Genomic DNA, 24,800 nt, shown 5'->3' on the forward strand with positions numbered 1-24,800 from the left:
GATCAACCACGCACACCACCCAGAAGAAGTCCTCTACCCACCCGACCAGCACAACGACAACACCCGCGACACCGGCGACGAAGAACCACGACAACCCGCCTGACGACCCACACCACCACCACGGCACAGCTCTGCCTTCAACACAGCCTCGCCTCCCACACAGCCCGGCCGTCCCCACACACCCCGGCCCTCCCACACAACCCGGCCTTACTACCCAGCCCCGGCTTCTGCCCAGCTCTATCCGGAGTGCGCGGCATTGGCTTCCGCTTCTCTTAGCGGCCGGTGCCGGTGATGCGGCTGGGTTAGGTTGCGCAACATCGGGGCACCCTCACCGCATGGCAAATTACAGAGTTATCGACCCGCACGGAACCGTCGTCGCCACCAAGGACATCACCAGTTCCGAGGACGCGCACGCCTGGTTCAAGGACAGCCGCGCCGACAACGAGGAGCTGGGCTGGCGCCTCGAAGTCGAGCACGACGGCGACTGGGCATTCTTCAGCGACTCGGAAGGCACCAAGGACTAGACCTTGTGCTTTCACACGACAATCGGGCGGTCCCAGTGATTCGCGGGACCGCCCGATCGTTGTGCGGGGGGACGGCAAACGACAGTGGGCAGCCCCTGTGCAGGAGCTGCCCACCTCTTGTCGCGGCGATGTCGCCGCCAGTTCTATTGGTCGGTCGTCGGTCGGGAGGTCGGAATCGTCGACTCGAGGTCGGCAACCTGCAGCAGGCGGGTCACCGATCGGCTTGCCACGATCGACCACGAAGCACCGATGCCAGCCGTGTATTCACGAACTGCATCGAAGACGGAGAGTCCGGCGATGCCGAAGAACTCGACATTGGACAGGTCGAGAGTCAGATGCCGTTTGCTGGACACGCGACTGCAGACGAAATCGGAGAACATCGGCGCGCTGAGCATGTCGATGTCGCCGTGGACGGCGACGACGAGTGAACCGTCGGTGCCGTCGTGCGCGGTGAAGATGGCTCCGGTTGCTGCAACGGACACGGACTTCTCCGCGACGCTCACCGAAGTGGTTCGAACTTTGTTGCCTCGTGATTCAACACTCATGGCAGATCCCATCGATCGGTCGAACTGAAGGGGAAACCGATCTACGCAACGGGAGCAGAATTCTTCGCCTGACCCGGGCGCACACTTCGCTGCGTTTCCCCGTGACCGGCTGTTAGCTCAACCACGGCCAACCCTACGGCACCGGCACGCTCGGAGTCCAGCATTGGCACAATGCGGGCCCCCACCAGCGGTTCGAACATCCCGATGCGAACGCGGGCTACGTGCGGGTGCTGTTTCCCAGGTCGGCGTGATGCTCGCGCATGGCTCCGATGAGCGCTTCGAACACTCGGTGGGCAGCGTCGAGATCCGAATCCGGTAGGTCCTCGAGCGCAGCGCTGGTGCGCGCTCCCAGTGGTCCGAAGAACCCGCGAGCAACCTCCATACCGTGCTCGTCGTAGCGAAGTATGACTTTACGTCGGTCCGACGCGTCGGATTCGCGTCGAATATGACCGGACGCGATCATCCGCTCCACCAGATACGTCATCGCCGCGGACGACAGTCCGAGCATCGTGCCGAGCTCACCCGCGGTGAGGGGCGCGCCCTCGACGTCGGCGACCATCACATGCAGCAGAGCGCGAAAGTCGTTGGGCCGCAAGCTGTGCAACGCACCGAATACCTGACCGATCTGTTCCGACACCGATGACAGCGCCCGAAGGTCCGCCGATATCGCGGATTCGAGGTGGTTTCGGTCGGTCATGGCGGTGGTAACTCCTTCGCTGCGGTCATGGTCAGACTACTGCCCGCAAGAGATTCAGTTGCTTAATATCTAAGTAAATGAGATTGTTTCTTCGTGGACAGCACCCGTACCGAGACCACCGCAGCCTGGGACCGCATCGCCGCGGCCGTGACGCATCGTCGATCGTGGGCGCTCGCCCTCGCCATTCTTATTCTCTCGATTGCCGTGATCGGGCTCGTCGGTAGCAACGATTCTGCCGGTCAGTCGCCGAACTCCTTGCCGACATCCGCCGAGTCGTACCAGGTGGACGAGCTGCTCTCCCAGTTCCCGGACTCCGACACCGCACCGGTGATCCTCGTTCTGAGCCGCGTCGATGGCGGTGACCTGACCCCGGCCGATATCGAGGCAGCCGCTGCTGCGCAGGCCAGGCTGCTCACCGTCGACCGGTCGGTGACCGACGAACCTGGACCCCCTCCGATCGTCGCACCGGACGGGAAGGCCGCAATCGCGTTCGTTCAGGTGAACTCGGAACTGTCCGGCTTCACCCTGAACGACCTGATCACAAGCCTCCGATCCGCGGCGACGGTCGGCCTACCGTCCGATCTCAACGCCCAGGTCACCGGCGGGCCGGCATTCGGAGCGGACATCGCCAACTCGTTCTCCGGGGCCAATTTCACGTTGCTCGCCGTCACCGCACTCGTGGTGGCAGTGCTCCTCATCGCCACTTATCGATCGCCCATTCTGTGGTTGGTTCCGCTTGCCGTCATCGGTTTCGCCGATCGGTTCGCCTCCACCGTCGGCACGGCCCTCGCCGAGGCGACCGGGCTGTCGTTCGACGGCTCGACCTCGGGGATCACCAGCGTGCTCGTGTTCGGCGCAGGCACCAATTACGCCCTGCTGCTGATCTCTCGTTACCGCGAGGAACTCCGCCGCGAGTCCGATCACCGGCTCGCGTTGCGCCACGCCGTCCGGAACGCGGGACCGGCCATCCTCGCCAGCAATGCCACCGTTGTCCTCGCACTGCTGACTCTGTTGCTGGCCATCCTCCCCAGCACTCGCAGCTTGGGAGCGCTGGCCGCGGCCGGCCTCGTCGTCGCATCGGTGTTCGTGCTGTTCGTACTGCCTCCGTTGTTGGCACTGTGCGGCCCGAAGTTGTTCTGGCCCTTCGTCCCCAAGCCGTCCGATCGCGATACCACCACCGAGGGCGTCTGGCATTCGGTGGCCGCCGGTGTCGCTCGTCGTCCGGTGGCGACCGCCTCCATCACCATCGCCGTATTGCTCGCATGCTGCGCGGCCTTGGTCGGCACACAGATCGGGCTGTCGCAGACCGAGCAATTCCGGGTGACCGCCGAATCCGTCGAAGGATTCGACACTCTCTCGCAACACTTTCCGGCCGGATCCGCAGACCCGATCACGGTTCTCGCACCCACCTCGGATATCGACGGCGTCGTCGCCACCGTCCGGGACGTCGACGGCGTCGTCTCGGTGGATCGGGTCGCTGATTCCGGTACCGGACTGACCCGGCTGTCGGTGGTCACCGACGCTGCCCCCGCCTCCGACGAATCCTTCACCGTCGTGGAGAACCTTCGGTCCGCCCTTGCGGGTGTCGACGACGCACGAGTCGGCGGCAGCGACGCCAAAGCACTCGACACCACCGACGCTGCCGCCCGCGATCGGATCGTGGTGATACCGGCGATCCTGGCGGTCGTCCTACTCGTGCTGTTGATACTGCTTCGCGCCGTCGTCGCACCGTTGATTCTCGTCGCCACCACGGTCCTGAGTGCCGTGGCCGCCATCGGTATCGGTAGCTGGGTGAGTCTGCACGTCTTCGGCTTTCCCGCGCTCGACGACAACACTCCCCTGTTCGCGTTCCTGTTTCTCGTCGCCCTCGGTGTCGACTACACCATCTTCCTGGTCACGCGGACCCGGGAGGAGACGGTTCGGCACGGCACCAGATCTGCGATCGTGCGGGCGGTCTCGGCCACCGGCGGCGTCATCACCAGCGCGGGAATCGTTCTGGCAGCAGTGTTCTGCGTCCTCGGCGTCCTACCGCTGATCACCCTCACCCAGTTGGGAATCATCGTCGGCCTCGGCATTCTGCTCGACACCTTCGTGGTACGCACCGTCGTGATTCCCGCCCTGTTCACCCTCATCGGCCCGGGGATTTGGTGGCCGAGCACGATCGACAACGAGACGACCGCAACCAAGGAGCGAAATTCATGAAGGTACGTACGATGTTGAGCCGCACCGCAATTGCAGGAGCAGTCGCCGCAGGTGCCCTGCTCGGCGCGGCCCCGGCGCAAGCGCAACCGGTCGGCCCTCTGGGGTCGGTCGGTCTTGAGCCACTGGCTCCGATCCCGTCACTCGATGTCGAACGGTACCTGGGCACGTGGAACCAGGTTGCCGCGGTGCCGCAGCCGTTCAACCTGATCTGCGCCCGTGACACGCAGGCGAACTACCAGATGATCGACGAATTCAACATTCGCGTCGAGAACACCTGCACCACCTGGACCGGCGGTGAGAACCGCATCGTCGGCAATGCTCGGGTCAACGACACCGTCACCAAAGCCCAACTGCACGTGAGCTTCCCGGGCGTCCCCACGCAGGAGAGCCAGGAGGGGCCGACCAACTACATCGTGGCCTACATCGCAGACGACTACTCGTGGGCGTTCGTCGGAAGCCCCAGCCGCACGTCCGGATTCGTGCTCAAGCGCACGCCCGACGTCAGCGTCGAGCAGTTCCGCGAGATCCGCAGCGTCGTCGAATCGCTGGGCTACGACTCGAACTTCATCACCACGACGCCCACCCCGGGCGGCGCGACGACGATTCAGCAGCTCTCGACCGTGTAGTGCGGCGGAGCCGCAGTGGCGTGGTTATGTGCCGCAGAGGGCTTATAACCACGCCACTGCCGGAGGCACTCAGCTCGCGGACAGGATCGAGATAGCGAAGATCAGGCTGTCGCCCTGCTCGATTCCGGCTGCCGGATTGCCGGTCGCGTAACCGTCGGCCGACGTCACCGCTACGGCGACGGTCGAGCCGACGGTCTGTCCGGCGATGGCTTTCTGGAAGCCCGCCACCACGCCGGTCAGTGGGAACTCGACCGGTGCGCCGCGCTCGAAACTGCTGTCGAACGTCGATCCGTCGCGTCCGTTGACGCCCAGGTAGCAGACGGACACGTTCGCGTCGTCGGCGACGATCGGGCCGTCCCCGGCCTTCAGCGTTTTCACCTGCGTCTCGGCGACGCTGAACGGGGCTTCGACGTCGACGGCCGGTGCCGCAGTATCCGTCGATCCGGTGACGGCGATGCTGCCGGTGTCGCCTGCCAATGTCCACTCCGGGGTGGCCGACGGGTCGGGTGTGCCCGTGGGGCAGCTACTCGAAGCCGTCGCATCGGTGGAGGACGTCGCCGAGGACGTCGTCTGCGACGTCCCAGAATCCGAGTCGGAACTGCATGCACCCGTCAACAGGACGAGTGAGGTGGTGGCGGCCAGGAACAGGGTGCGGGTCGAGGTGAGTTTCACGGGGCCCACGCTACAAGTGGCATACGGGGCCCCGTGTATCCCGTCAGATCGCGGAGCGGAACACCTCGGCGACCGGGGTGGACGCGCGGCCGATCAATGCCTGCAGGTCACCGGAATCGGTGTCGAGTTCCCCGCGGGAGATACCGGCATCCGCGCTCGCCAGCATGGTCGCCACGAAATCGGGCAGTCCTGCGCCTTGCAGAATCGAGGCGTACTCCGACTCGGTGACATCCTTGTAGACGACCGGCTTCCCGGAGATGCCGGCGAGAACGTCCGCGAGTTCGGCATAGGTCAGGCGCTCGTCCCCGCCGAGCTCGTAGATCTTCCCGCCCTGGTTCTCGAGAGTCAGCACAGCCGCGGCAGCGGCGGCGTAGTCGGCGCGAGAGGCAGCGGCGATCTTGCCGTTCCCGCCTGCACCCAGCCACACTCCGCTGTCGATGGCCTGGCCGAGCGAGCCCAAGTAGTTCTCCCAGTACCAGCCGTTACGCAGAAACACAGCGGGAATCGGCGAGGCCGTCAATCGCTCTTCGGTGGCCTTGTGCTCCGGCGCAAGGCTGATGCCGGAGGTGTCGGCAGCGAGCACGCTCGTGTAAGCGACGAGGCTCACCCCGGCTGCCTCGGCGGCGTCGATGACGTTGTTGTGCTGAGCAATTCGCTGGCCGACCTCCGATCCCGAGATCAACAGCACCTTCTCGACACCCGCGAACGCAGACGCCAGCGCGTCGGTGTCGCTGTAGTCGGCCACCCGTACCACCACACCGCGCTCGGCGAGTGCGGCCGCCTTGTCGGCGTTGCGTACGACGGCGACGATGTCGGCAGGCGCGACGCCGCGATCGATGAGTGCGGCGACGACGAGCCCGCCGAGATTGCCTGTCGCTCCGGTGATGGCTGTGGTCATGGAAAACGCTCCCGAGGTTGAAGTATCAAGTTCCGTTTCATCATGCACTTACTTTTCGTGCAGTGCAACATCGAAATTTAGCGCTGCCGGTACGGCCTGCGTTAACATGGAGAAATGTCCGAGGCCGTCGAATCTCTCGAAGCATCCGTCTTCGCACGGGAATGCGGGTCACGGCAGACACTGCAGAACGCGACGAGCAGGTGGGGAGTGCTCGTCCTGGCGGCCCTCACCGAGAGCGACTACCGATTCAATGCCCTGCGCCGACGCGTCGACGGCGTCAGCGAGCGAATGTTGGCACAGACGCTGCAGACCCTCGAACGCGACGGCCTCATCGTGCGTACCGTGCTCGAGACCATCCCGCCCAAGGTCGAATACAGCCTCACCCCGCTCGGACGTGAGGTCGGATCACGGTTGACCGACCTCATCGAACTGATCGAGGGCTCGATGCCTGCCGTGCTCGAAGCACGCGCCGAGCACGACGCCCGCTAGTCAGCTGGGGGCGTCACTACACACCATTCGTTGCCCTCGGGGTCGAGTAGCACCTGGAACGACCCGGCCGCAGTGGTGTTCCGGTCCCCCACCGCCGTCGCACCCAGACCTACTGCCTGCTCGACGGCAACGTCGATGCTGGGAACGTCCACGTCGAGATGTAGTCGATTCTTGCCGGACTTACCCTCGGGCACTCGCTGGAACGCCATCCGGGTGAACCCGGGAACATCGACGAAATGCCACGAGTCGTCGCGCACGACGGGCTGACCACCGAGCACACCCGCCCAGAATCGGGCCAGCACAGCCGGTTCCGTGCAGTCGAATACGACCTCGTCGATACGTCCGATCATGGAGCCATCGTAAGCACCGAGGGTGGGGGAACGCTGTTTACCGCGTTGTGATCATACCGAGATGCATTCGTGACCATGCGGATCTCTGAGCGCGTCGCTACGGGGTAACACTCGAGGAAGGTCGTCGGGGCGCACGAGCATGTCGATCCGGCAACCGCAGGAGCGCGGCACGCCCGGTGCCTGCGCCAAATCTTGGAGGCATCGACCATGTTCCATACCAAGAGAATTCTCGGCGGAGCAGCAGCATTCGGATTCGCCTGTACCTTCGCGGCCCTGGTGCCCGGCACGGCCTCGGCCGCACCGGTCGCCTGCACCACGGCACCCGGAGGGGCCGACGTCGCCGCGCTCGTCGGAGGTTCACAGTGCGACAGCTCCGCAGACGGCGCAAGTGCCGCAGCAGGAGTCGGCCTCGAGGGATGGGGCTCGGCGGAGGCGATGAACAACGCGGCGGCACTGGCCCTCGGTCTCAACGGCGGAACTGCCGTCAGCAACGCCGGCTTCGGCGGCGCGCCTGCTGCGATCGCCTTCGGTCCCGGTGCCATCGCGCAGAACACTGCGGCCGGCCTCGGACTGTCGATCGCCGTGGCTGCGCCGGGCTCGACGATAACCCTCACCCCCGAGGGTGCCGCCTGCAACGGTGCCGGCTTCGCCGGAAGCTTCACCACCCTGCAGGGCTGCATCGGCTGATGCCCGTCGTCGTCGGGGTGAAACACGACTTGCGCAGGCCATATCAGTGCCGCCGGGCCCAGGTTGATCTACAGTCTCACTGACTACAGTCTCGGTACGCGAGCCGGTGACGGCCCGCTGAACAAGGAGTTCGACGGCAATGATGTCCTACCTGCTCTACGACGTTCTGCTCCCCCAACTCGGCCACGACGTCGCGTCGTATTGGGCACACCTTCTGGTCATCGCCCCGATCTGACATTCGGATCCGGTGCTCACGAAAAATCCCCGCTCGGCCGCGTTGGCCGGGCGGGGATGATTCGTATGGGGTGACCGAAGATCAGACAGGCTCGGGCAGCAGCCGCGTCAACACATCCGACAGGGTGACAACGCCGATAGTGCGCGCACTGTCACCCGCCTCGGCCGACGGTTCGACGACCAGCGCCAGATGATGTCTGGTCTCGCGCATCGACTGCAGGGCGACGTAGACCGGTGTCGTCCGATCCAGCGTGTAGGCCGGGCGGGTGATCTCGGCGAGATACTCCGGCTCGGTCAACGTATCCCTCACGTGCACAACACCTTTCACTACGTCGTCGTCACTGACGAGGATGCGCAGATGGCCGCTGATCCGGGACGCCTCCCGCACGTCGTCGATCGACGCCGACGACGGTACCGACGTCGGCGCGCCACTTCCGGCCACCAGGTCACCGACGGTCAGATCCTGCAATTCCAATGCCCCGGATATCTGCGCCTGGTAGCTGGCGTCCAGGGCTCCCACGTTGACCGAGTGCTCGACGAGCTGACGCAGGTCGTCTGCGTTCTGCCCGGTGCCGACGGTGTCGGCCGGCTCGACGCCCACCTTGCGTAGGCACCAGTTCGCCATGTTGTTCAGGGCCGTCAGCACCGGACGCGTGAGAAACATGAACGCGCGCATGGGGATTGCGAGCATCGTTGCCGACTTCTCGGGATGTGCGATGGCCCAGGACTTAGGAGCCATCTCGCCGACGACCAAGTGCAGGAACGTGACGATGATCAGGGCCAGGACGAAGCCGAGGACGTCCGCGAACCAGTAGGGCAGGCCGATGCTCTCGAACAGCGGCGTGAGCCAGTAGTGCACCGCAGGCTTGGTGGTCGCGCCGAGCGCGAGGGTGCAGACGGTGATACCGAGCTGCGATCCGGCGAGCAGCACCGTCAATTCCGAGGAGCTGCGCAGAGCAGCCCGCGCCGCCCGCGAGTTGGGGGCAGCATCCTCGAGGCGATGCCGTTTGGCCGCAAGAAGTGCGAACTCCACGGCAACGAAGAAGGCGCTCGCAGCGATCAGACCGATGGTGACGGCCAGAAAGACCCAGAGGTTGCTCATCGGTGCGCTCCTGCAGTATCGGACTCGGCCGAATTCTCGTCGTGCTCGGTTGTCCGCTCGTCGATGGTGAGGGTCAGTAGTGACGGCACGTGACTGTCGATCTCCTGCACCTCGATCGTGACGAATCGAATCGGCGACTCGTCGTCGTTGGCGAGGTCCGCGTTGTCCGGCGGCAGATCGACCTCGATACGGGTCCCGATGTCGGGTAGCGAACCATGATGGGCGATGGCGAATCCCGCGATGGTCTCGTAGTCACCGTCGGGGAGGTCGACGCCGATGGCGCGCTCGACCTCGTCGACGTGCACCTCCCCTGCCATCGTCCAGCTGCCGTCGTCGGCGCTGACCGGGCTCGGGTCGAGTACGCCGTCGTCGTGCTCGTCGGTGATCTCGCCGACGAGCTCTTCGGCCAGGTCCTCGATGGTGATCACTCCGGTGAGACCACCGTATTCGTCGATGACACAAGCCAATTGGTTCCGTGTCGCCCGCAGCTCGCGCATCGCGTCGGGCAGGCTCTGCATCTCGGGAAGGATCAGCGCATCGCGGGTGAGGTCTGCGATGGGGGTCGAATCCGGCGCGGTGGAGGCCAACACGTCGTGCAGATGCACCACGCCCACGATTCCGTCGGCCTCGTCGAGCACGGGGTATCGAGAATGCTCTTGGCCCATCAGTGTTTTCACCTCACCGAGGGTGTCGGTGTCGCGGACCGTCGCCGCACGCGAACGCGGGATCATGGCGTGTTCGACGTTGCGCGTAGGGAAGTCGAGAATGCGATCGAGCAGCGTCGACAGCTCGTCGGGCAGATCCCCGGTCTCCCGCGAATCCGACACGATGTGCTCGAGGTCGCGTGGGCTCGCCGAATGTTCCACATCGTGCACCGGCTCGATCTTGAATGCTTTGAGCAACAGGTTCGACGACTGGTCGAAAATGGTGATGAGCCAACCGAAGAGCTTGAGATAGATGGTCGTCGACAGCGAGAGCCATCGAGCCACGGGCTCGGGGCGGGCGATGGCGAAGTTCTTCGGAAACAGTTCACCGAAGAGCATCTGTACGAACGTCGCGAACGTGATCGCCAGAACGGCACCGAGGCCGACACCGACTGCTGTCGGAACACCGACGCCGCCCAGTATCGCTCCGAACGACTGCCCGATCAGCGGTTCGGCGACGTAGCCGACAAGCAGGCCGGTGACCGTGATACCCAGCTGTGCACCCGAGAGCATGAACGAGGTCCGCTTGGTGACGGTCAGCGTGCGAGCTGCGACGGCGTCGCCGGCCTCGGCACGCGCCTTGAGCCGGGACCGGTCGACGGTCATGTACGCGAATTCCTGCGCAACGAAGTAACCGGTTGCGACGGTGATGAGAAAAACGACGAGCAGGCCGAGCAGAAGAGTGAGCAGAACGCTCATTCGCCGGACACCGCCTCGCACGTAGTAGCTGTAGTGCGGGGAGCCGTGTCCGGCCCGGGTTTATCGCTGTCCATGATTCCTCGAGGTCGAGTGGTGGGATATTTGTCCGATACTACCGGGTCACGGCGCTTTCACGACGAGGACGGGGACCGGGCTGTCCAACAGAACGCGCTGCACCGTGCTGCCCATCAGGAATTTGCCGACCGCCGATCTGCGCTTGGACCCGATGACGAGCATCCCCGCACCGACGTCGGCGACGAGATCGACCAGTGCGCCGGCCGGGTCGCCGCCATCCGGTTCGACGCGCACAGTCGTCGCAGTTCCGGGGAGAGTCCGCTCCACCTCGGCCTGCGCCGCGCTACGGTCTTCCGCCGATACGGAATCGCGGTCCACCACGGACAATACGATCAGCTCGGTCCGACGCAGCTCTGCCTCCGCGGCACCGCGCCGCAACGCTTCCTGCCCCTCGGGGGTGTTGCTCATCGCTACTGCCACTGCGCTGCCTACCGCTGTGTTCGCTGAAGACACGGTCTCTCCCGTTGCTCGAATCCACCGAAGATCGACCTCGATGTTGTGAACTGGACTAATCGGACAAACTGTATCTAACCTGACGCTGTGACACACCACACGAAAGGTCTCTGATGGCGATACCGCCCACGTTGCTTCGAACAGTCGGTGCCCTGGCGGTGGTGGGAGCGGTGACCGTGGCGGGTATCGACGCCGCTCGCAGTGCCAGCGGCTCCGATGCCCGAGCCAAACTGACACTGATCGCTCCGGCTGCTGCGGGCGGCGGCTGGGATCTGGTCGCCCGCGAGTCGCAGCAAGCGCTGCGCAGCGATGGCATCGTCAACAACGCGCAGGTGGTCAACGTTCCAGGGGCCGGCGGCACGATCGGCCTGAGCCAACTCGAGAACCTCAGCGGTCAGCCCACCACGGTGATGATCACCGGCACCGTCATGCTCGGCGGCATCGCGATCAACAACTCCGACACCACCTTGGCCGACACCGTGCCGATCGCCAAGCTCGCCGAGGACTTCGAGGTGTTCGTCGTCCCGAAGGACTCGCCGATCCAGAATCTCGAGGACATGATCGAGGCATGGCGAGCGAACCCCGGTGGCCTGCCGATCGGCGGCGGGTCGCTCGGCGGCATCGACCACATCGTGGCGGGCCAATTGGCCCAGGAAGCCGACATCGATCCGGCCGCAATCAATTACATCGCCTACTCCGGCGGCGGTGAGGTACTCACGTCGCTGCTGTCCAACACCGTCGGCGTCGCGGTCAGTGGATTCAACGACTTCCGCGATCAGATCGAAGCCGGCAACGTGCGTGCCCTCGCCGTGGCCGCGCCCGAGCCGCTCGAGGGATTCGACGTGGACACGTTCATCGAACAGGGCTACAACGTCGACCTCGTGAACTGGCGCGGAATCGTTGCGCCGCCCGGGATTTCGGACGAGGACCGGCAGACGCTCGTCGACATCGTCACCGAGATGGTCGAGACCGAGCAGTGGGCGACGGCCGTCGACCGAAACCGCTGGAAGGAATCGGTCGTCACAGGAGACGAATTCGGGGAATTCCTCGAGGTCGAGCAGGCACGTATCACCGGAATTCTGGAAGAGCTGGGGCTGGTATGACAACGACGACTCCCGACACCGCAACCTCCCGCTCCTTCTGGACGGGCCGTAGCGGCCTGATCGTTCCGGCACTGCTCGTCGCACTGGGCGCATTCCTGGTCTACGGAACCATCACGATGGATGTTCCTCCCACCGCCACCTCCCCTGGCCCGCAGGTCTTTCCGGCCATCGTCGCCGGCGGCTGCTTCGTGGTCGCCGTGTTGGTCACGATCCAACTCATGGTCAAGCCAGACGTCATCGATCGCGGCGTCGACGACGACGGCGTGCCGCACACCGGTACCGTCAGCAACTGGCGAACCCTGTCGATCACCGTCGGATCGGTGGCAGTGTTCATCGCTCTCCTCGACCCGCTCGGCTGGGTTCTCGCCGGTGCCATCCTCTTCTGGGGTGTCTCGGTCGGATTGGGTGGTCGCCGTTACGTGTTCGACGCGGCAGTCGCACTGCTGGTCTCGAGCGCCGTCCAGATCGTATTCTCCGCGGGCCTCGGCCTGACCTTGCCCGGCGGCGTTCTCGCCCAGATCTTCTGACGGAGCTGAATTTCCGATGGATTCATTGAGTAATCTTCTCGACGGGTTCGGCACCGCGCTGACTCCGATGAACCTGGTGTGGGTGTTCGTAGGCGCACTGCTCGGCACCGCCGTCGGCGTGCTACCCGGACTCGGTTCTGCTATGGCGGTGGCGCTTCTGCTGCCGGTCACGTTCACTCTCGACCCCACCGCGGCGCTGATCATGTTCGCCGGAGTGTATTTCGGCGGCCTGTTCGGCGATTCCATCTCGGGCATCCTGATGAACACCCCCGGCAACAGCACCGCCATCGCCGGTACGTTCGAGGGACATCGAATGGCCAAGAACGGCCGCGCCCCACAGGCTTTGGCGACCTCGGCCATCGCGTCGTTCATCGGTGGCATGATCGCCACGACCTTGGTCGTGTTCTTCGCACCGACGCTTGCGGCGCTGGCGACCAACTTCGGACCCGCCGAATATCTCGCACTCGCGGTGTTCGCGTTCATCGCCACTTCGGCGGTGGTCTCGGACTCCGCCCTCAAAGGTCTGACCGCACTGCTGATCGGTCTCACTTTGGCCGTGATCGGTATCGACGGTCCGTCGGGGGCTTCACGATTCACCTTCGAGGTACCTGCCCTGTTCGACGGCATCCACATCGTCGTCATCACCGTCGCGATGCTCGCCCTCGGTGAGGTCATCCACATCGCGTCGAAGATCGGGCGGCCCGAGGATCGGTCGTTGATCAAGTCGCAGGGACGACCGTGGCTGAGCAAGGCGGAGTTCCGCGAAGCACTCCCGGCCTGGCTACGCGGGACGGCATTCGGTGTGCCGTTCGGCGTCATACCAGCAGGCGGCGCTGAGGTGCCGAGCTTCCTGGCGTACGGCACCGAGCGTCGGCTCGATCGTAAACGCGAGAAGCCGATGTTCGGCAAAGGTGCCATTCGTGGTGTGGCAGGACCCGAGGCGGCCGGAAACTCCACGGCCGGTACGGCCATGGGAGCGCTACTGGCGTTGGGTCTACCGACGTCCGCCACGGCGGCGATCATGCTCGCAGCGTTCCAGCAGTACGGTATGCAACCCGGACCGCTCCTGTTCGAGCGCAGTGGAGACATCGTCTGGGCCCTGCTGGCCAGCCTCTTCCTGGCGATGATCGTGCTGCTGATCCTCAACCTGCCGTTCGCACCACTGTGGGCGCAGCTGCTGAAGATCCCGAAGAACTACCTGTACGCGGGTATCTCGGTGTTCGCCGCCCTCGGCGTTTATGCGTCCAGTGCGTCGATCGTGGATCTGATCTTCATGCTCGGGCTCGGCATCGTCGGATTCATGATGCGGCGCTACGACATTCCGCTCGCACCGGTGTTGATCGCCGTGATCCTCGGCCCACTCGCCGAGGAATCACTTCGACGCGCGCTGGCCGTCAGCGAGGGCGACCCGTCGATTCTGGTCAGTAGCGGCATCACCATCGTGCTCTACGCACTGATGATCATCGCCGTGGTGTTCTCGATCGTCAGCAAGATCCGCGCCCGCAAGACCGCCGACTTCTGAGTGCCCTCCGCGCAGTGGTGTGGCTCTGTTCTCCGGTCGTTCCGCAGGCTTCACTCCTGCGCGCCCGCAGGCGCATAACCACACCACTGCGAAGCACTCAGTGCTGCAGAGCCGGGTAATCCGTGTAGCCCTTGGCACCGTCGGTGTAGAACGTGCTCTGGTCCGGCTCGTTCAGCGGAAGATCCTCACGCCAGCGGTACGCGAGATCGGGGTTCGCGATTGCCGGACGTCCGACCACGACGGCGTCGCCGACGTTGTCGTCGAGCAGCGACAGCGCTTCGTCGCGAGTGGTGATCTCACCGAAGCCGCTGTTGACGAGCACGGCACCACCGAACGCCTGCCGCAGATCCTGTACCAGCTCGCCCGACGGATCCTTGTGCAGCACACTGAGGTACGCCAGACCCAACGGCGCGAGCCGCTCGACCAGCGCGCGGTAGGTGGCACGCACGTCGTCGGAGTCCGTCTCGAGCGCATCCTGAATGTTGTGCTCGGGCGAAATGCGGATGCCGACCTTGCCGGCTCCGAGTGCCGCGGCCACGGCCTCGACCACCTCGGCCACGAACCGCGCCCGGTTCTCCGGCGAACCGCCGTACTTGTCGTCACGCTGGTTCGAGGCGGGCGAAAGGAACTCGTGCAACAGGTAACCGTTGGCACCGTGAACCTCGACGCCGTCCATACCGGCAGCGACCGCATTCTTCGAGGCCTGTACGAAATCGGCAATCACCGAGGGCAGTTCGTCCTCCCGCAGTGCACGCGGGGTGGGGTACGCCTTCTTTCCCTCGTACGTGTGAGTCTCGCCGTCGATGGCGATGGCACTGGGGCCGACGACCTCACGGCCACCCGTCGTCGCCTCGTGGGTCACGCGCCCGGCATGCATCACCTGAGCGAAGATCAGCCCGCCGTCGGCATGCACTGCGTCGGCCACATTGCGCCACCCCTCGATCTGCTCGTCGGTCACCAGACCGGGCTGACCGGGGAAGCCCTGGCCCGCATGGCTCGGGTAGGTGCCTTCACTGACGATGAGACCGAGGGACGCCCGCTGCTTGTAGTGCTCGACCACCAGCGGACCCGGCACTCCGTCACGTCCTGAGCGCACCCGCGTCAGCGGAGCCATCACCAACCGGTTGTCGAGCTTCAGGTCACCGAGCGTCAACGGGGAAAACAACTTCATGGTTCTCTATCTCCTTACGAGTGCGTGCACAGTACTTGCCACTGATCACTCGAACGACCGAGATCCATGAAGCTATTCCGATCCGAGACATTGCTCACTCACAGGATGTACAGCATCTCCTGGTACGTCGGCAGCGGCCAGAGATCGTCGGCCACCATTGCCTCGAGGGTGTCGGCCGCAGAACGGACAGCCGCCATCGCAGGCAACAGTTCGTCCTTGGCGTGGGTGGCCTCGGCCAGAGCGTCGCCGCCCGGATTCGCTTCGAGGGCGGTCTTCAATGTCGCCAACGCTGCCCGCAGCTCCGACAGTGGAGCCGAGACTGCGTGCAGCGCAGTCATGTCCACGTCGTCGACGCCCGCGCCCTTGAGCGCACTGACGTTCTGCGCCAATTCCGTCTGGTAGCGCAGTGCAGCGGGAAGGATCGATGTCTGACCCATTTCCAGCGTCAACCGCGCTTCGACGAACACCGTCAACGCGTACTGCTCGAGCCCGATTTCGTAGCGCGAGTGCATCTCTCGGTGGTTGAACACCTTGTACTTCTCGAACAGTTCCATCGCCGACTCGGAAATCAACTCCGGCAACGCGTCGAGCGTCGTACGCAGGTTCGGTAGGCCGCGTGCCTCGGCCTCGATCTGCCAGTTGTCGGAGTAGCCGTCGCCGTTGAACACCACCGCGCCGTGTTCGGTGATGATCTCGGTCAGCAGATTCTGCACGGCGGTGTCGAAATCGGTGCCGTCAGCGACGGCCGCTTCGAGGTTGGTCGCCATGTAGTCGAGCGCCTCGGCCATGATCGTGTTGATCGTGACCATCGGGCCGTTGACGGTCTGCATCGAACCGGGGGCGCGGAACTCGAACCTGTTGCCGGTGAAGGCGAACGGGCTGGTTCGGTTGCGGTCGCCGGGATCGGTCGGCAGTACGGGCAGGGTGTCGGCACCGATCATCATGGTGCCCTTGCCTTTCGAGGATGTGGCTGCGCCCTTGGCGATCTGGTCGAACACGTCGGCGAGCTGATCGCCGAGGAAGATCGAGATGATCGCGGGCGGAGCCTCGTTGGCACCGAGGCGGTGATCGTTGGTCGCCGACGCCACCGATGCGCGCAGCAGACCGCCGTACTTGTGCACCGCGCGGATGACGGCGGCACAGAAGACGAGGAACTGCGCGTTGTCGTGGGGGTTGTCGCCGGGCACCAGCAGCGATCCCAGGTCGGAGTTGCCGAGGGAGAAATTGACGTGCTTGCCGGAGCCGTTGACGCCCTCGAAGGGCTTCTCGTGGAACAGGCACTCCATGCCGTGCTTCTTGGCAATGGTCTTGAACGTCGTCATCAACAGTTGCTGGTGATCGGCCGCGATGTTGCCGCGCTCGAACATCGGCGCGATCTCGAACTGTCCGGGTGCTACCTCGTTGTGCCTGGTCTTGGCAGGAATGCCGAGCTTGAACAGCTCACGCTCGGTGTCCATCATGAAGCCGAGCACGCGCTCGGGGATGGCACCGAAGTAGTGGTCGTCGAATTCCTGACCCTTGGGCGGCTTCGAGCCGAACAGGGTGCGACCTGCATTGAGCAGGTCGGGACGGGCCAGGAAGAAGTGCCGGTCGACGAGGAAGTACTCCTGCTCCGGGCCACAGAACGAGACGATGTTCTCGATGTTCTCGTGTCCGAACAGCTTCAGGATGCGCTCGGCATGTCCGCCCATCGCCTGCTGCGAACGCAACAGCGGCGTCTTGTGGTCGAGGGCCTCACCGGTCATCGAGACGAACACCGTCGGGATACACAGGGTGTTACCGTTCGGGTTCTCGAGGACGTACGCCGGGCTGGTGACGTCCCAGCCTGTGTATCCGCGTGCCTCGAACGTGTTGCGCAGGCCGCCGTTGGGGAAGCTCGACGCGTCGGGCTCGCCCTGAATCAGCGTCTTGCCTGCGAATTCGGCGAGCGCACTGCCGTCACCGACGGGATCGAAGAAGCTGTCGTGCTTCTCGGCCGTCAACCCCGTGAGCGGGTAGAAGACGTGCGCGTAGTGCGTTGCGCCCTTCTCCAGAGCCCAGTCCTTCATCGCCGACGCCACCGCGTCGGCCACCATGGGGTCGAGCTTCTTGCCCTTGTCGATCGTGGCCATCACCGACTTGAAGACCGACTTGGGTAGTCGCTTCTGCATGACGACCTTGCTGAAGACGTTCTCACCGAATATCTCGCCCGGCTTCTCGTCTCCGACGAAGCTGACCGCAGGCGGCACGTACGCCTCGACGTCTTTGATCGCCTGCAGGCGGACGGTATTTCCACTCATGGCTACCCCTTGGCAAGGTGCGCTCCGCACCTGGTGTGTGCGGAGTCCGACTTGGCGACTGTACGAATGCCTCGTGGCGGTGGTGTTTCGTCGCTGTGTCCACTGCAATGCAAAACCGTCGGAAGGCAGGAGTTTCCTTCCCCGCAGACGGGGGTAACTGCGTAGCCAGCGTAATCAACCGGAAAGCGTGGCCCCATGACCGACGAACTGACCGTCCGCCGCGTGATCGACGCTCCTCCCGCCTCCGTCTTCACCGCGCTCGCCAATCCCGAGGTCCAGGCCGCGGTCGACGGCTCGGAAATGCTCCGCGGCGCGATCGATCCGACGCCGCTGAACGCGGTGGGCGACACCTTCGCGATGGATATGTATCAACCGGAACTGGGCGAGTACGTCATGGAGAACACCGTGTTCGTGTTCGAGCAGGACCGACGCATCGGTTGGATTCCCAATCGCCAGGGCATGGAACCCCGTGGCACGCGGTGGTCCTGGGAACTCGAGGAGGTCGCCCACGACAGGACAGCGCTGACGCAGGTCTACGACTGGTCCCGCGTCACCGATCCGGAGTTTCGAAAGATGGCCGGCTTTCCGAGGGTGACCGAAGAACAGATCGTCGGCACGATGCGCCGTCTCGCAGAACACCTCGGCGTCACCGTCGAGAACTGATCCATCGAAAGAGAGAACCTCATGGTCGACGTCACCCGAACCTTCACCGCCGCTGTCGCGCTCGACAAGGCCGCGGCATTCCTGCGCGACTTCTCCAATGCGTCGGCGTGGGATCCGGGAACCGAGAGCTGCACCCAGGTCTCCGACGGCCCGGTGGCCGTCGGAACGCAGTGGCACAACGTCTCGAAGTTGTTCGGAGTCACCACCGAACTGACGTATACGTTGGTCACCGACGAGCCCGATCACGTCGTGCTCGAGGGGAAGAACAAGACGGCAACCAGCGTCGACGACATCACGCTGACAGCCGAGGGCCCCGCGTCGACCCGGATCGACTACCACGCGCACGTCGAATTCAACGGTGCGGCAAAGGTTGCGGGCCCGTTCCTGAAGGCGGGCTTCGAGGCAAAGGTCGCTCCGGAGACCGTGGAGAAGATGACCGCCGCGCTGGAAAGACTGTGACCTCGACGCTTCCGAGCTCAGTACCTCGAAGTCACTTTCGTTCCAGCGCAGGCTTTTTCGCGAGGACGGTGAAGTTGTCGGCCGCGGACTCGTGTCGGTCCGGCGCGATGCGTTCGCCGTCGTCGCCGTAGACGGCGATCAGTTCGAGGCCTGCGCCGGCCACCAGAGTGCGGACGTCGTCGAGGGTCGAGAAGTGCATGACGAGTGCGAATTCGTGGGCTTGCAACGGGGCCAGAGCCCACGATCGGTGATCCTCGGCTTTCGACCGATTGACGAGCCAGTTCCGCACACCGCGCACCTGCGCAGACGGATCGAGCAGACGACGTCCGACGGCGACGAGAAGTGCTCGCAGCGAGAACTGTGGCCGAGTCGTCGGTCGCCGTAACTGAAACGGGCTCTCCAGATACGACCGGCCACCTCGATTGAGCGTCGAGAAGACCACGACGCCTGTCTCGTCGGTCACCCGCGCGAATTCGGCCAGTACGCGGCGGCGTTGCTCGTGGGCCACGGTATCGAGTCCGTTGTTGCTGAAGACGACCAAGCCGAACTCACCGTCCTCGAACGCCGCCAGGTCACGAGCGTCGGCGACGTGCGCAGGCAGATCGGGAAAATTCTTCCGGAAAGCGTCGATCATGTTGGGGGCGTAGTCGATTGCCACGTAGCGGTCGGAAAGCAGTCGCAGCAGCGGCGTGGTGCGGCCGCTCCCCACACCCACGTCCAACACCGGAACCCCGCGGGCCAGGTCTGCGGCGGCGACCAAGGCTGCGGCCTCACCGCGATCGAGAAATCCGTCGGTGGGTCCCATGAATTCCACGTACGTGGCGGCGACCCGAGCATCGTCGAAAACACCCCGGTTGGAGTCGGTGGACAACTCGGACACCTCCCCGTTCACGAGCTGCGGACGTACCGCAACTGCCGACGACCGTACCGACGAATCCTGAGGCGCGCCTGAGGTGCTGCCCCGGCGTCTCGGCACAGGTATGGTCTGGTTCCCCTCGTCCGTGCATCATCGACATATGACGAATTCGTACGACGCGTGGCCCGAACTTCGAGTCGACAGCTGGGCGGACACTCGCGACACGGTGCAACTGTGGACCCAGATAGTCGGCAAGACCCGAATGGCGTTGTCTCCCCCGCTCAACCACTGGTGGGGAGTTGCGCTGTACGTCGACGCGTCGGGCCTGACGACGTCGCTGATGCCACTCGGCGATCGAGGCCTCGAGATTCGCTTCGACTTTCTCGCACACCAGTTGATCCTCGCCACCACCGATGGCGAGCGCCGAACCATGAGGCTCGAGCCTCGAACCGTTGCCGACTTCTACGCCGAGTACACCGATCTGCTCTCCGGGCTCGGCGTGGAGGCTCCGATCGTGGCAGTGCCGGTCGAACTGCCACACGCGACACCGTTCGCCGAGGACGTCGAGCACGCGTCGTACGACGCCGATGCCGTCCAGAAGTTCTGGCGAGCGCTCGTCAGCGCTGATCGGGTGTTCTCGGAGTTTCGAGCCGGCTTCCGCGGCAAATCCAGCCCGGTCCACTTCTTCTGGGGCGCTTTCGATCTCGCTGTCACACGATTCTCCGGAAGGCCTGCACCACAACATCCCGGTGGTGTTCCGAACTGTCCCGACTGGGTGATGCACGAGGCATACAGCGACGAGGTGTCGAGCGCCGGGTTCTGGCCGGGCGGGGCCGCGGAGGGCGCGTTCTACGCGTACGCCTACCCGAACCCGGACGGCTACGACAGTCATCCGGCCGTCACCGCCCCCGCGTACTTCGATCGTGATCTCGGCGAGTACGTACTTCCGTACGAGTCCGTCCGCACCGCCGAGGACCCCGACGCACTTCTGCTCGCCTTTCTCGAGAACACCTACCGCGCTGCCGTCGAGACCGCCCACTGGGACTAGCTCGGGTGGGGGCGGTCATCGTTCCCCCCATTCGGGGGTACCCCACGGGTGACCCGGATCACTACCGTTCGTCGCATTCGGTATCGCACATATACCCGATACCCGACAAAAACGGAGGAACCATGACCGCTGTCTCGCCCGAGGATCCGGGCGTCGCCACTCCGACCCCACCGGCGGTGCAGACGAAGACGAGCGTCCGCCGAGTAGCGGTTGCCAGTGGCATCGGCACCACGATCGAGTTCTACGACTTCTTCATCTACGGCACTGCCGCCGCACTCGTCTTCCCCACGATTTTCTTCCCGGCGCTCGGATCGACCGCAGGCACCGTGGCGTCGTTCGCGACGTTCGCCGTCGCGTTCATCGCCAGGCCCGTCGGTGCGGTGCTGTTCGGCCACTTCGGCGACCGCATCGGTCGTAAGAAGACCCTGATCTCGACCCTGCTGTTGATGGGCGTGTCCACCTTCGCGATCGGTCTACTGCCCGGCGCAGCCACCATCGGAGTCGCAGCCCCGATCATTCTGGTACTGCTCAGATTCGGGCAGGGATTTGCCGTCGGCGGAGAGTGGGCGGGTGCCACGCTGCTCACTGCCGAGTACGCACCGGCCGGCAAGCGTGGGTTCTATGCGATGTTCCCGCAGCTGGGACCCTCGGCCGCGTTCATCTTCTCCAGTGCGACCTTCCTCGCCACCGGCCTGCTGTTCGGCGACACCAACGAGACCTTCCTCAACTACGGGTGGCGAATTCCGTTCCTGCTCAGCGCTGTTCTGGTCCTCATCGGCCTCTACATGCGGTTGGCCATCGAAGAGACCCCGGTCTTTCGAGCCAACAAGCTCGCCGAAGAGCACGCTCCGGCGAACTCGGCACCGACCAAACTGCCGATCTTCGACGCATGGCGCATCCAGAAGCGCGAAATCATCACTGCGGCAGGCGCTTTGGCGTCCCTCTTCGCCTTCTTCTACATGGGGACCGCATACCTGACGAGCTACGGCACCAAAACCCTCGGGTTCGACCGCCCGTTCGTGTTGGTTACCGGGATAGGCGCTGCGGTGATCTTCGGTATCGCCATCGCTACCTCGGCAACCTATTCCGATCGCGTCGGCCGACGTCGGGTCATCATGGCGGCGTGCATCGTCGCGGTGCCGTGGTCGATAGCACTGTTCCCCTTGCTGGACTCGGGCTCACCGGTCGCGTTCGTGATCGGCATGTGCGTGACGCTCGCGATCTTCGGTGTTGCGTACGGCCCGACCGGAGCTCTGCTTCCGGAGCTCTTCCAGACCCGATTCCGTTACACCGGAGCAGGTTTGGGCTACAACCTCGCCGGCGTTCTCGGTGGCGCGATTCCGCCGATGCTTGCCGCACCGCTCGCGGCCGCGTTCGGCAGTATCTCGATCGGCGTGATGCTGGCTCTGCTGTCGGTGCTGAGTCTGGTCTGCACCAAGAGACTGATCGAGACCAAGGATGTCGACATGGCGTAAGGGCCCACAACCGACACACACAAAGAACCGCGGCCACCCGGAAGTCGGGTGGCCGCGGTTCTTGTCAGCTGTCCTGGAACGAGACTCAGTCGTCGCCACGGGGCGGCGGCTGAACGTCGACGCCACCGGAGTTGTGCTCCGGTCCCGCCGCGGGATGCTCGGCCGGTACGCGACCGCGAGTCTTGGCGGCCTCACTGTCCTTGGTGGCACCCTCGGCGAACTTGCGACGCCAGCTCTCCTCGGGACGGTAGGGGCCCGGCTTCGGCCGAACCTTGCCACCCGGGAAGGCCAATCGTGCGATGGTCCGCTGGACCATCCCCCACTGCTGAAAGAACGGCCCGGTGTTGTAGGGCAATTCGTAGCGCTCGCAGATGTCCTTGATCTTCGGCGCGACGTCCGAGTATCGAGTGCTGGGCATGTCCGGGTACAGGTGGTGTTCCACCTGGTAGCTCAGGTTGCCGCTCATCAGGTGGAACAGCGGTCCGCCGTCGATGTTGGCGGCGCCCACCAGCTGACGCACGTACCATCCGCCGCGGGTCTCGTTCTCCACCTCTTCCTGGCTGAAGGTGTATGCCTGATCCGGGAAGTGACCGCAGAAGATGATCGCGTTCGACCAGACATTGCGAATGATGTTGGCGGTGAAGTTGGCGGCAACCGTCGAGAGGAACGTGCTCTCGACACCACTGACCCGACTGTCCAACAGGGCGGCCGTCCGGCGGTTCTTGCCGAAACGCGCGGATCCCCGCAGCTTGGACGCGAGGCGAGACCTCTTGCTCTCGGGTAGACGACCACCCGAGGCGAGCTGCGCCACCGCGAATGCCCCGGCACTGATCAGCGGCCAGCCCACGTAGTCCTTGACGAACTGCTTCCGTGCCTTGACGCCGATGCCCTTGAGGTCCTCGACGAGCTCCTTGACGGGCTTCTCTCCGCGACGGATAGCCTCGATGTCGAGATCGTGCAGGGCGACGCCCCACTCGAAGAACGCCATCAGCAGCACGTTGTAGAACGGCTGGGCCAGGTAGACAGGGCTCCACTTCTGACGTGGATCGATACGCATGATCTCGTAGCCGAGATCCTTGTCCTTGCCGCGAATGTTCGTGTACGTGTGGTGCACGTAGTTGTGGGAGTGCTTCCACGAGTTGGCGGTGGACGCGGTGTCCCAGTCCCACACGGAGGAGTGGATTTCCGGATCGTTCATCCAGTCCCACTGGCCGTGCATGACGTTGTGGCCGATCTCCATGTTCTCGAGGATCTTCGCGATGCCGAGGCATGCGGTGCCGGCCAGCCACGCCGGCTTGCTGGTGGAGCCGAGCAACAGCACGCGGCCGGCAACCAACAGCTGACGCTGGGCTGCGATCACCGAGGTGATGTACTTGCGGTCCTTGTCACCGAGGCTGGAGTACACCTCGTCGTGAATGGCGTCGAACTCCTTGGCGAGTTCGGCGATCGTCTCGTCACTCAGGTGCGCCAGCGGGTTCACCGGCTCATCGGTGTCGGTGACGCGCCTGGTGGTTTCGTCGATAGACATACATTCCCCTGTTCGAATGGAAGATCAGAGTTCGATTTCGATGTCGCCCTCAGCAGTGTTGACACAGATCCGAACCGCTTGCCCCGTAGGTTCGGAGATATCCCCGTTACGTAGGTCACGTAAACGCCCCTTCCTCAGGGTACCTACGCACGTATGGCAGATGCCGATTCGGCAGCCGTACGTCAGATCCAGGCCGGCTTCCTCGCCCGCGGCGAGAATCGTTGTGCCGCCGTCGCACTCGACGTCCTTCTCGCTGTTGACGAAGCGCACGGTTCCGCCCTCACCAGCATCGTCTCCACCGCCGATGACGGGCTGGAAACTCTCGTAATGGAAGCGTTCCGACTCGCCCTGGTCTTTCCAGTACGAGCGCAGATCGTCGAGATGCTCGCCCGGACCGGAGCAGAATGCTTCTCGCTCACGCCAATCCGGGACCAGTTCGTCCAGTTCCGACGCCTTCATTCGACCTTCGTCACTGGTGATGCGTAGCTTCACCGTCAGCCCGTCGTGCTTGGCTTCCAGTTCCTCGAGCGTGTCCGCGAACATCAACTGTTCACGGTTGTGCACCGAGTGCACCACGACCACGTCACGGACCTGGTCGTGATGATCCAGGGATCGCAACATGCTGATGATCGGCGTGATGCCACTGCCGGCGCTGATGAACACCATCTTGTCCGGAACCGGACTCGGAATCGTGAACTCACCCTCGACCTCGCTGAGCCGGACGATGTCGCCGGTTCTGATGGTGCCCACCAGATACGGCGACACGGTCCCCGACGGCACGAGCTTGGGACTGACGCTGACCAACCCGTCCTCGGGGTCAGGATCGGACGTGAGGGAGTACGCCCGCCAGTGATAGCGGCCGTCGATGAGCACCCCGAGCCGTACGTACTGGCCCGGCGTGTGGCCCTGCCACTCGAAACCGGGACGGATGTACACCGACACGGCCTCGGATCCCTCGGGAACCACACGTTCGACTTTGCCGCGGAGCTCACGAGTGGTCCACAGCGGATTGATCATCGACAGGTAGTCGTCGGGCCGGAGCGGATTGAACAACGACCGGACTGCGCGCAGCATCGTCCGTCTCACAAAAGAAACCTGGGGCTTGGCCCCCCGTTCAGCCATACTCAACGGTAACCCCGGGCGGCCTGCCGCGCGCCGGAATTGCTCAGACTCGAATGAGACTGCTACACAACATGAACAGAACCGGGAAAT

The 24,800-nt window shown here is 64.2% G+C and carries 25 protein-coding genes; 12 read left to right on the forward strand and 13 right to left on the reverse strand.

Annotation, left to right across the window (positions count from 1 at the left end):
* The first annotated feature begins 335 nt into the window (after positions 1-335).
* Entirely contained in the window at positions 336-524 is a 189-nt protein-coding gene (locus tag CH281_RS21725) for a hypothetical protein (protein WP_027495777.1), read from the forward strand.
* A 143-nt stretch (positions 525-667) separates the two neighbouring features.
* On the opposite strand, the gene CH281_RS21730 is transcribed toward CH281_RS21725, so the two are convergent.
* Both CH281_RS21730 and CH281_RS21735 read right to left on the reverse strand, forming a co-directional pair.
* Positions 668-1,069 carry an STAS domain-containing protein gene (locus CH281_RS21730; protein ID WP_051365044.1) on the reverse strand — a complete coding sequence of 134 codons (402 nt, stop codon included), beginning with the start codon at positions 1,067-1,069 and terminating at the stop codon, positions 668-670.
* A gap of 217 nt (positions 1,070-1,286) precedes the next feature.
* The gene (locus tag CH281_RS21735) at positions 1,287-1,766 is read right to left on the reverse strand and encodes a MarR family winged helix-turn-helix transcriptional regulator (RefSeq protein WP_032371734.1); all 480 of its coding nucleotides are present in this window, start codon (positions 1,764-1,766) and stop codon (positions 1,287-1,289) included.
* A gap of 147 nt (positions 1,767-1,913) precedes the next feature.
* Between CH281_RS21735 and CH281_RS21740 the strand changes: the two genes are divergently transcribed.
* Together CH281_RS21740 and CH281_RS21745 are read left to right on the forward strand one after the other, a co-directional pair.
* The gene (locus CH281_RS21740) at positions 1,914-3,968 is read left to right on the forward strand and encodes an MMPL family transporter (RefSeq protein WP_230591164.1); all 2,055 of its coding nucleotides are present in this window, start codon (positions 1,914-1,916) and stop codon (positions 3,966-3,968) included.
* The gene (locus tag CH281_RS21745) at positions 3,965-4,594 is read left to right on the forward strand and encodes a lipocalin family protein (RefSeq protein ID WP_094695500.1); all 630 of its coding nucleotides are present in this window, start codon (positions 3,965-3,967) and stop codon (positions 4,592-4,594) included. The genes CH281_RS21740 and CH281_RS21745 overlap by 4 nt, the downstream gene beginning before the upstream one ends.
* 69 nt (positions 4,595-4,663) lie before the next feature.
* On the opposite strand, the gene CH281_RS21750 is transcribed toward CH281_RS21745, so the two are convergent.
* Together CH281_RS21750 and CH281_RS21755 are read right to left on the reverse strand one after the other, a co-directional pair.
* Positions 4,664-5,275, reverse strand: coding sequence for an FKBP-type peptidyl-prolyl cis-trans isomerase (locus CH281_RS21750; protein ID WP_080730137.1), 612 nt, complete (start codon positions 5,273-5,275; stop codon positions 4,664-4,666).
* 34 nt (positions 5,276-5,309) lie between these two features.
* Positions 5,310-6,164: an SDR family oxidoreductase gene (locus CH281_RS21755; RefSeq protein ID WP_032386400.1), complete on the reverse strand. Its 855-nt coding sequence runs from the start codon at positions 6,162-6,164 to the stop codon at positions 5,310-5,312.
* Positions 6,165-6,278: 114 nt separating this feature from the next.
* Here CH281_RS21755 and CH281_RS21760 point away from each other — a divergent pair, with 114 nt between their 5' ends.
* On the forward strand, positions 6,279-6,653 hold the full coding sequence (locus CH281_RS21760) for a winged helix-turn-helix transcriptional regulator (RefSeq protein WP_027495770.1): 375 nt from the start codon (positions 6,279-6,281) through the stop codon (positions 6,651-6,653).
* Here the strand turns inward: CH281_RS21760 and CH281_RS21765 are convergent.
* Complete coding sequence (locus CH281_RS21765) at positions 6,650-7,003, reverse strand: VOC family protein (protein ID WP_032386401.1); 354 nt, start codon at positions 7,001-7,003, stop codon at positions 6,650-6,652. The two genes, CH281_RS21760 and CH281_RS21765, sit on opposite strands and share 4 nt — an antisense overlap.
* A gap of 207 nt (positions 7,004-7,210) precedes the next feature.
* On the opposite strand from CH281_RS21765, the gene CH281_RS21770 reads away from it, so the two are divergent.
* Positions 7,211-7,690: a DUF6764 family protein gene (locus CH281_RS21770; RefSeq protein WP_032386402.1), complete on the forward strand. Its 480-nt coding sequence runs from the start codon at positions 7,211-7,213 to the stop codon at positions 7,688-7,690.
* Between the two features lie 316 nt (positions 7,691-8,006).
* Here the strand turns inward: CH281_RS21770 and CH281_RS21775 are convergent, their stop codons facing one another.
* From CH281_RS21775 to CH281_RS21785, 3 genes are all read right to left on the reverse strand, one after another.
* Positions 8,007-9,026, reverse strand: a complete 1,020-nt coding sequence (locus CH281_RS21775; protein WP_032374841.1) for a hemolysin family protein — start codon at positions 9,024-9,026, stop codon at positions 8,007-8,009.
* The gene (locus CH281_RS21780) at positions 9,023-10,429 is read right to left on the reverse strand and encodes a hemolysin family protein (RefSeq protein ID WP_094695501.1); all 1,407 of its coding nucleotides are present in this window, start codon (positions 10,427-10,429) and stop codon (positions 9,023-9,025) included. Before CH281_RS21780 ends, CH281_RS21775 begins: the two co-directional genes overlap by 4 nt.
* A 120-nt stretch (positions 10,430-10,549) precedes the next feature.
* The gene (locus tag CH281_RS21785; protein ID WP_236253864.1) at positions 10,550-10,957 is read right to left on the reverse strand and encodes a universal stress protein; all 408 of its coding nucleotides are present in this window, start codon (positions 10,955-10,957) and stop codon (positions 10,550-10,552) included.
* Between the two features lie 113 nt (positions 10,958-11,070).
* On the opposite strand from CH281_RS21785, the gene CH281_RS21790 reads away from it, so the two are divergent.
* Genes CH281_RS21790 through CH281_RS21800 form a run of 3 tightly spaced genes read left to right on the forward strand, consistent with a single transcriptional unit; the run spans position 11,071 to position 14,109 of the window.
* Entirely contained in the window at positions 11,071-12,060 is a 990-nt protein-coding gene (locus tag CH281_RS21790; protein WP_032366791.1) for a Bug family tripartite tricarboxylate transporter substrate binding protein, read from the forward strand.
* Positions 12,057-12,587 carry a tripartite tricarboxylate transporter TctB family protein gene (locus CH281_RS21795; protein ID WP_032366792.1) on the forward strand — a complete coding sequence of 177 codons (531 nt, stop codon included), beginning with the start codon at positions 12,057-12,059 and terminating at the stop codon, positions 12,585-12,587. The genes CH281_RS21790 and CH281_RS21795 overlap by 4 nt, the downstream gene beginning before the upstream one ends.
* A 16-nt stretch (positions 12,588-12,603) precedes the next feature.
* Complete coding sequence (locus CH281_RS21800) at positions 12,604-14,109, forward strand: tripartite tricarboxylate transporter permease (RefSeq protein WP_032366793.1); 1,506 nt, start codon at positions 12,604-12,606, stop codon at positions 14,107-14,109.
* A 97-nt stretch (positions 14,110-14,206) separates the two neighbouring features.
* Here CH281_RS21800 and CH281_RS21805 read toward each other — a convergent pair whose 3' ends face one another.
* Complete coding sequence (locus CH281_RS21805) at positions 14,207-15,280, reverse strand: alkene reductase (protein ID WP_027495761.1); 1,074 nt, start codon at positions 15,278-15,280, stop codon at positions 14,207-14,209.
* 98 nt (positions 15,281-15,378) lie between these two features.
* Complete coding sequence (locus tag CH281_RS21810; protein ID WP_027495760.1) at positions 15,379-17,559, reverse strand: glutamine synthetase III family protein; 2,181 nt, start codon at positions 17,557-17,559, stop codon at positions 15,379-15,381.
* A gap of 195 nt (positions 17,560-17,754) precedes the next feature.
* Here CH281_RS21810 and CH281_RS21815 point away from each other — a divergent pair, with 195 nt between their 5' ends.
* A complete protein-coding gene (locus CH281_RS21815; RefSeq protein ID WP_057473643.1) occupies positions 17,755-18,222 on the forward strand; it encodes an SRPBCC domain-containing protein in 468 nt (155 codons plus the stop codon).
* Positions 18,223-18,243: 21 nt separating this feature from the next.
* A complete protein-coding gene (locus CH281_RS21820) occupies positions 18,244-18,681 on the forward strand; it encodes an SRPBCC family protein (protein ID WP_057473642.1) in 438 nt (145 codons plus the stop codon).
* 31 nt (positions 18,682-18,712) lie between these two features.
* Here CH281_RS21820 and CH281_RS21825 read toward each other — a convergent pair whose 3' ends face one another.
* Complete coding sequence (locus CH281_RS21825) at positions 18,713-19,552, reverse strand: class I SAM-dependent methyltransferase (protein WP_057473942.1); 840 nt, start codon at positions 19,550-19,552, stop codon at positions 18,713-18,715.
* 145 nt (positions 19,553-19,697) lie between these two features.
* Between CH281_RS21825 and CH281_RS21830 the strand changes: the two genes are divergently transcribed.
* Together CH281_RS21830 and CH281_RS21835 are read left to right on the forward strand one after the other, a co-directional pair.
* The gene (locus tag CH281_RS21830; RefSeq protein ID WP_032369126.1) at positions 19,698-20,585 is read left to right on the forward strand and encodes a DUF5996 family protein; all 888 of its coding nucleotides are present in this window, start codon (positions 19,698-19,700) and stop codon (positions 20,583-20,585) included.
* A gap of 122 nt (positions 20,586-20,707) precedes the next feature.
* Positions 20,708-22,060, forward strand: coding sequence for an MFS transporter (locus CH281_RS21835; protein WP_057473941.1), 1,353 nt, complete (start codon positions 20,708-20,710; stop codon positions 22,058-22,060).
* An 85-nt stretch (positions 22,061-22,145) separates the two neighbouring features.
* Here CH281_RS21835 and CH281_RS21840 read toward each other — a convergent pair whose 3' ends face one another.
* Positions 22,146-23,588, reverse strand: coding sequence for a fatty acid desaturase family protein (locus CH281_RS21840; RefSeq protein WP_094621564.1), 1,443 nt, complete (start codon positions 23,586-23,588; stop codon positions 22,146-22,148).
* A 24-nt stretch (positions 23,589-23,612) separates the two neighbouring features.
* Positions 23,613-24,710, reverse strand: coding sequence for a ferredoxin reductase (locus CH281_RS21845; protein ID WP_052054647.1), 1,098 nt, complete (start codon positions 24,708-24,710; stop codon positions 23,613-23,615).
* Positions 24,711-24,800: the final 90 nt, after the last annotated feature.

Origin of the sequence: Rhodococcus sp. 06-221-2, from assembly GCF_002258365.1 — a bacterium.
Lineage (GTDB): Bacteria > Actinomycetota > Actinomycetes > Mycobacteriales > Mycobacteriaceae > Rhodococcoides > Rhodococcoides fascians.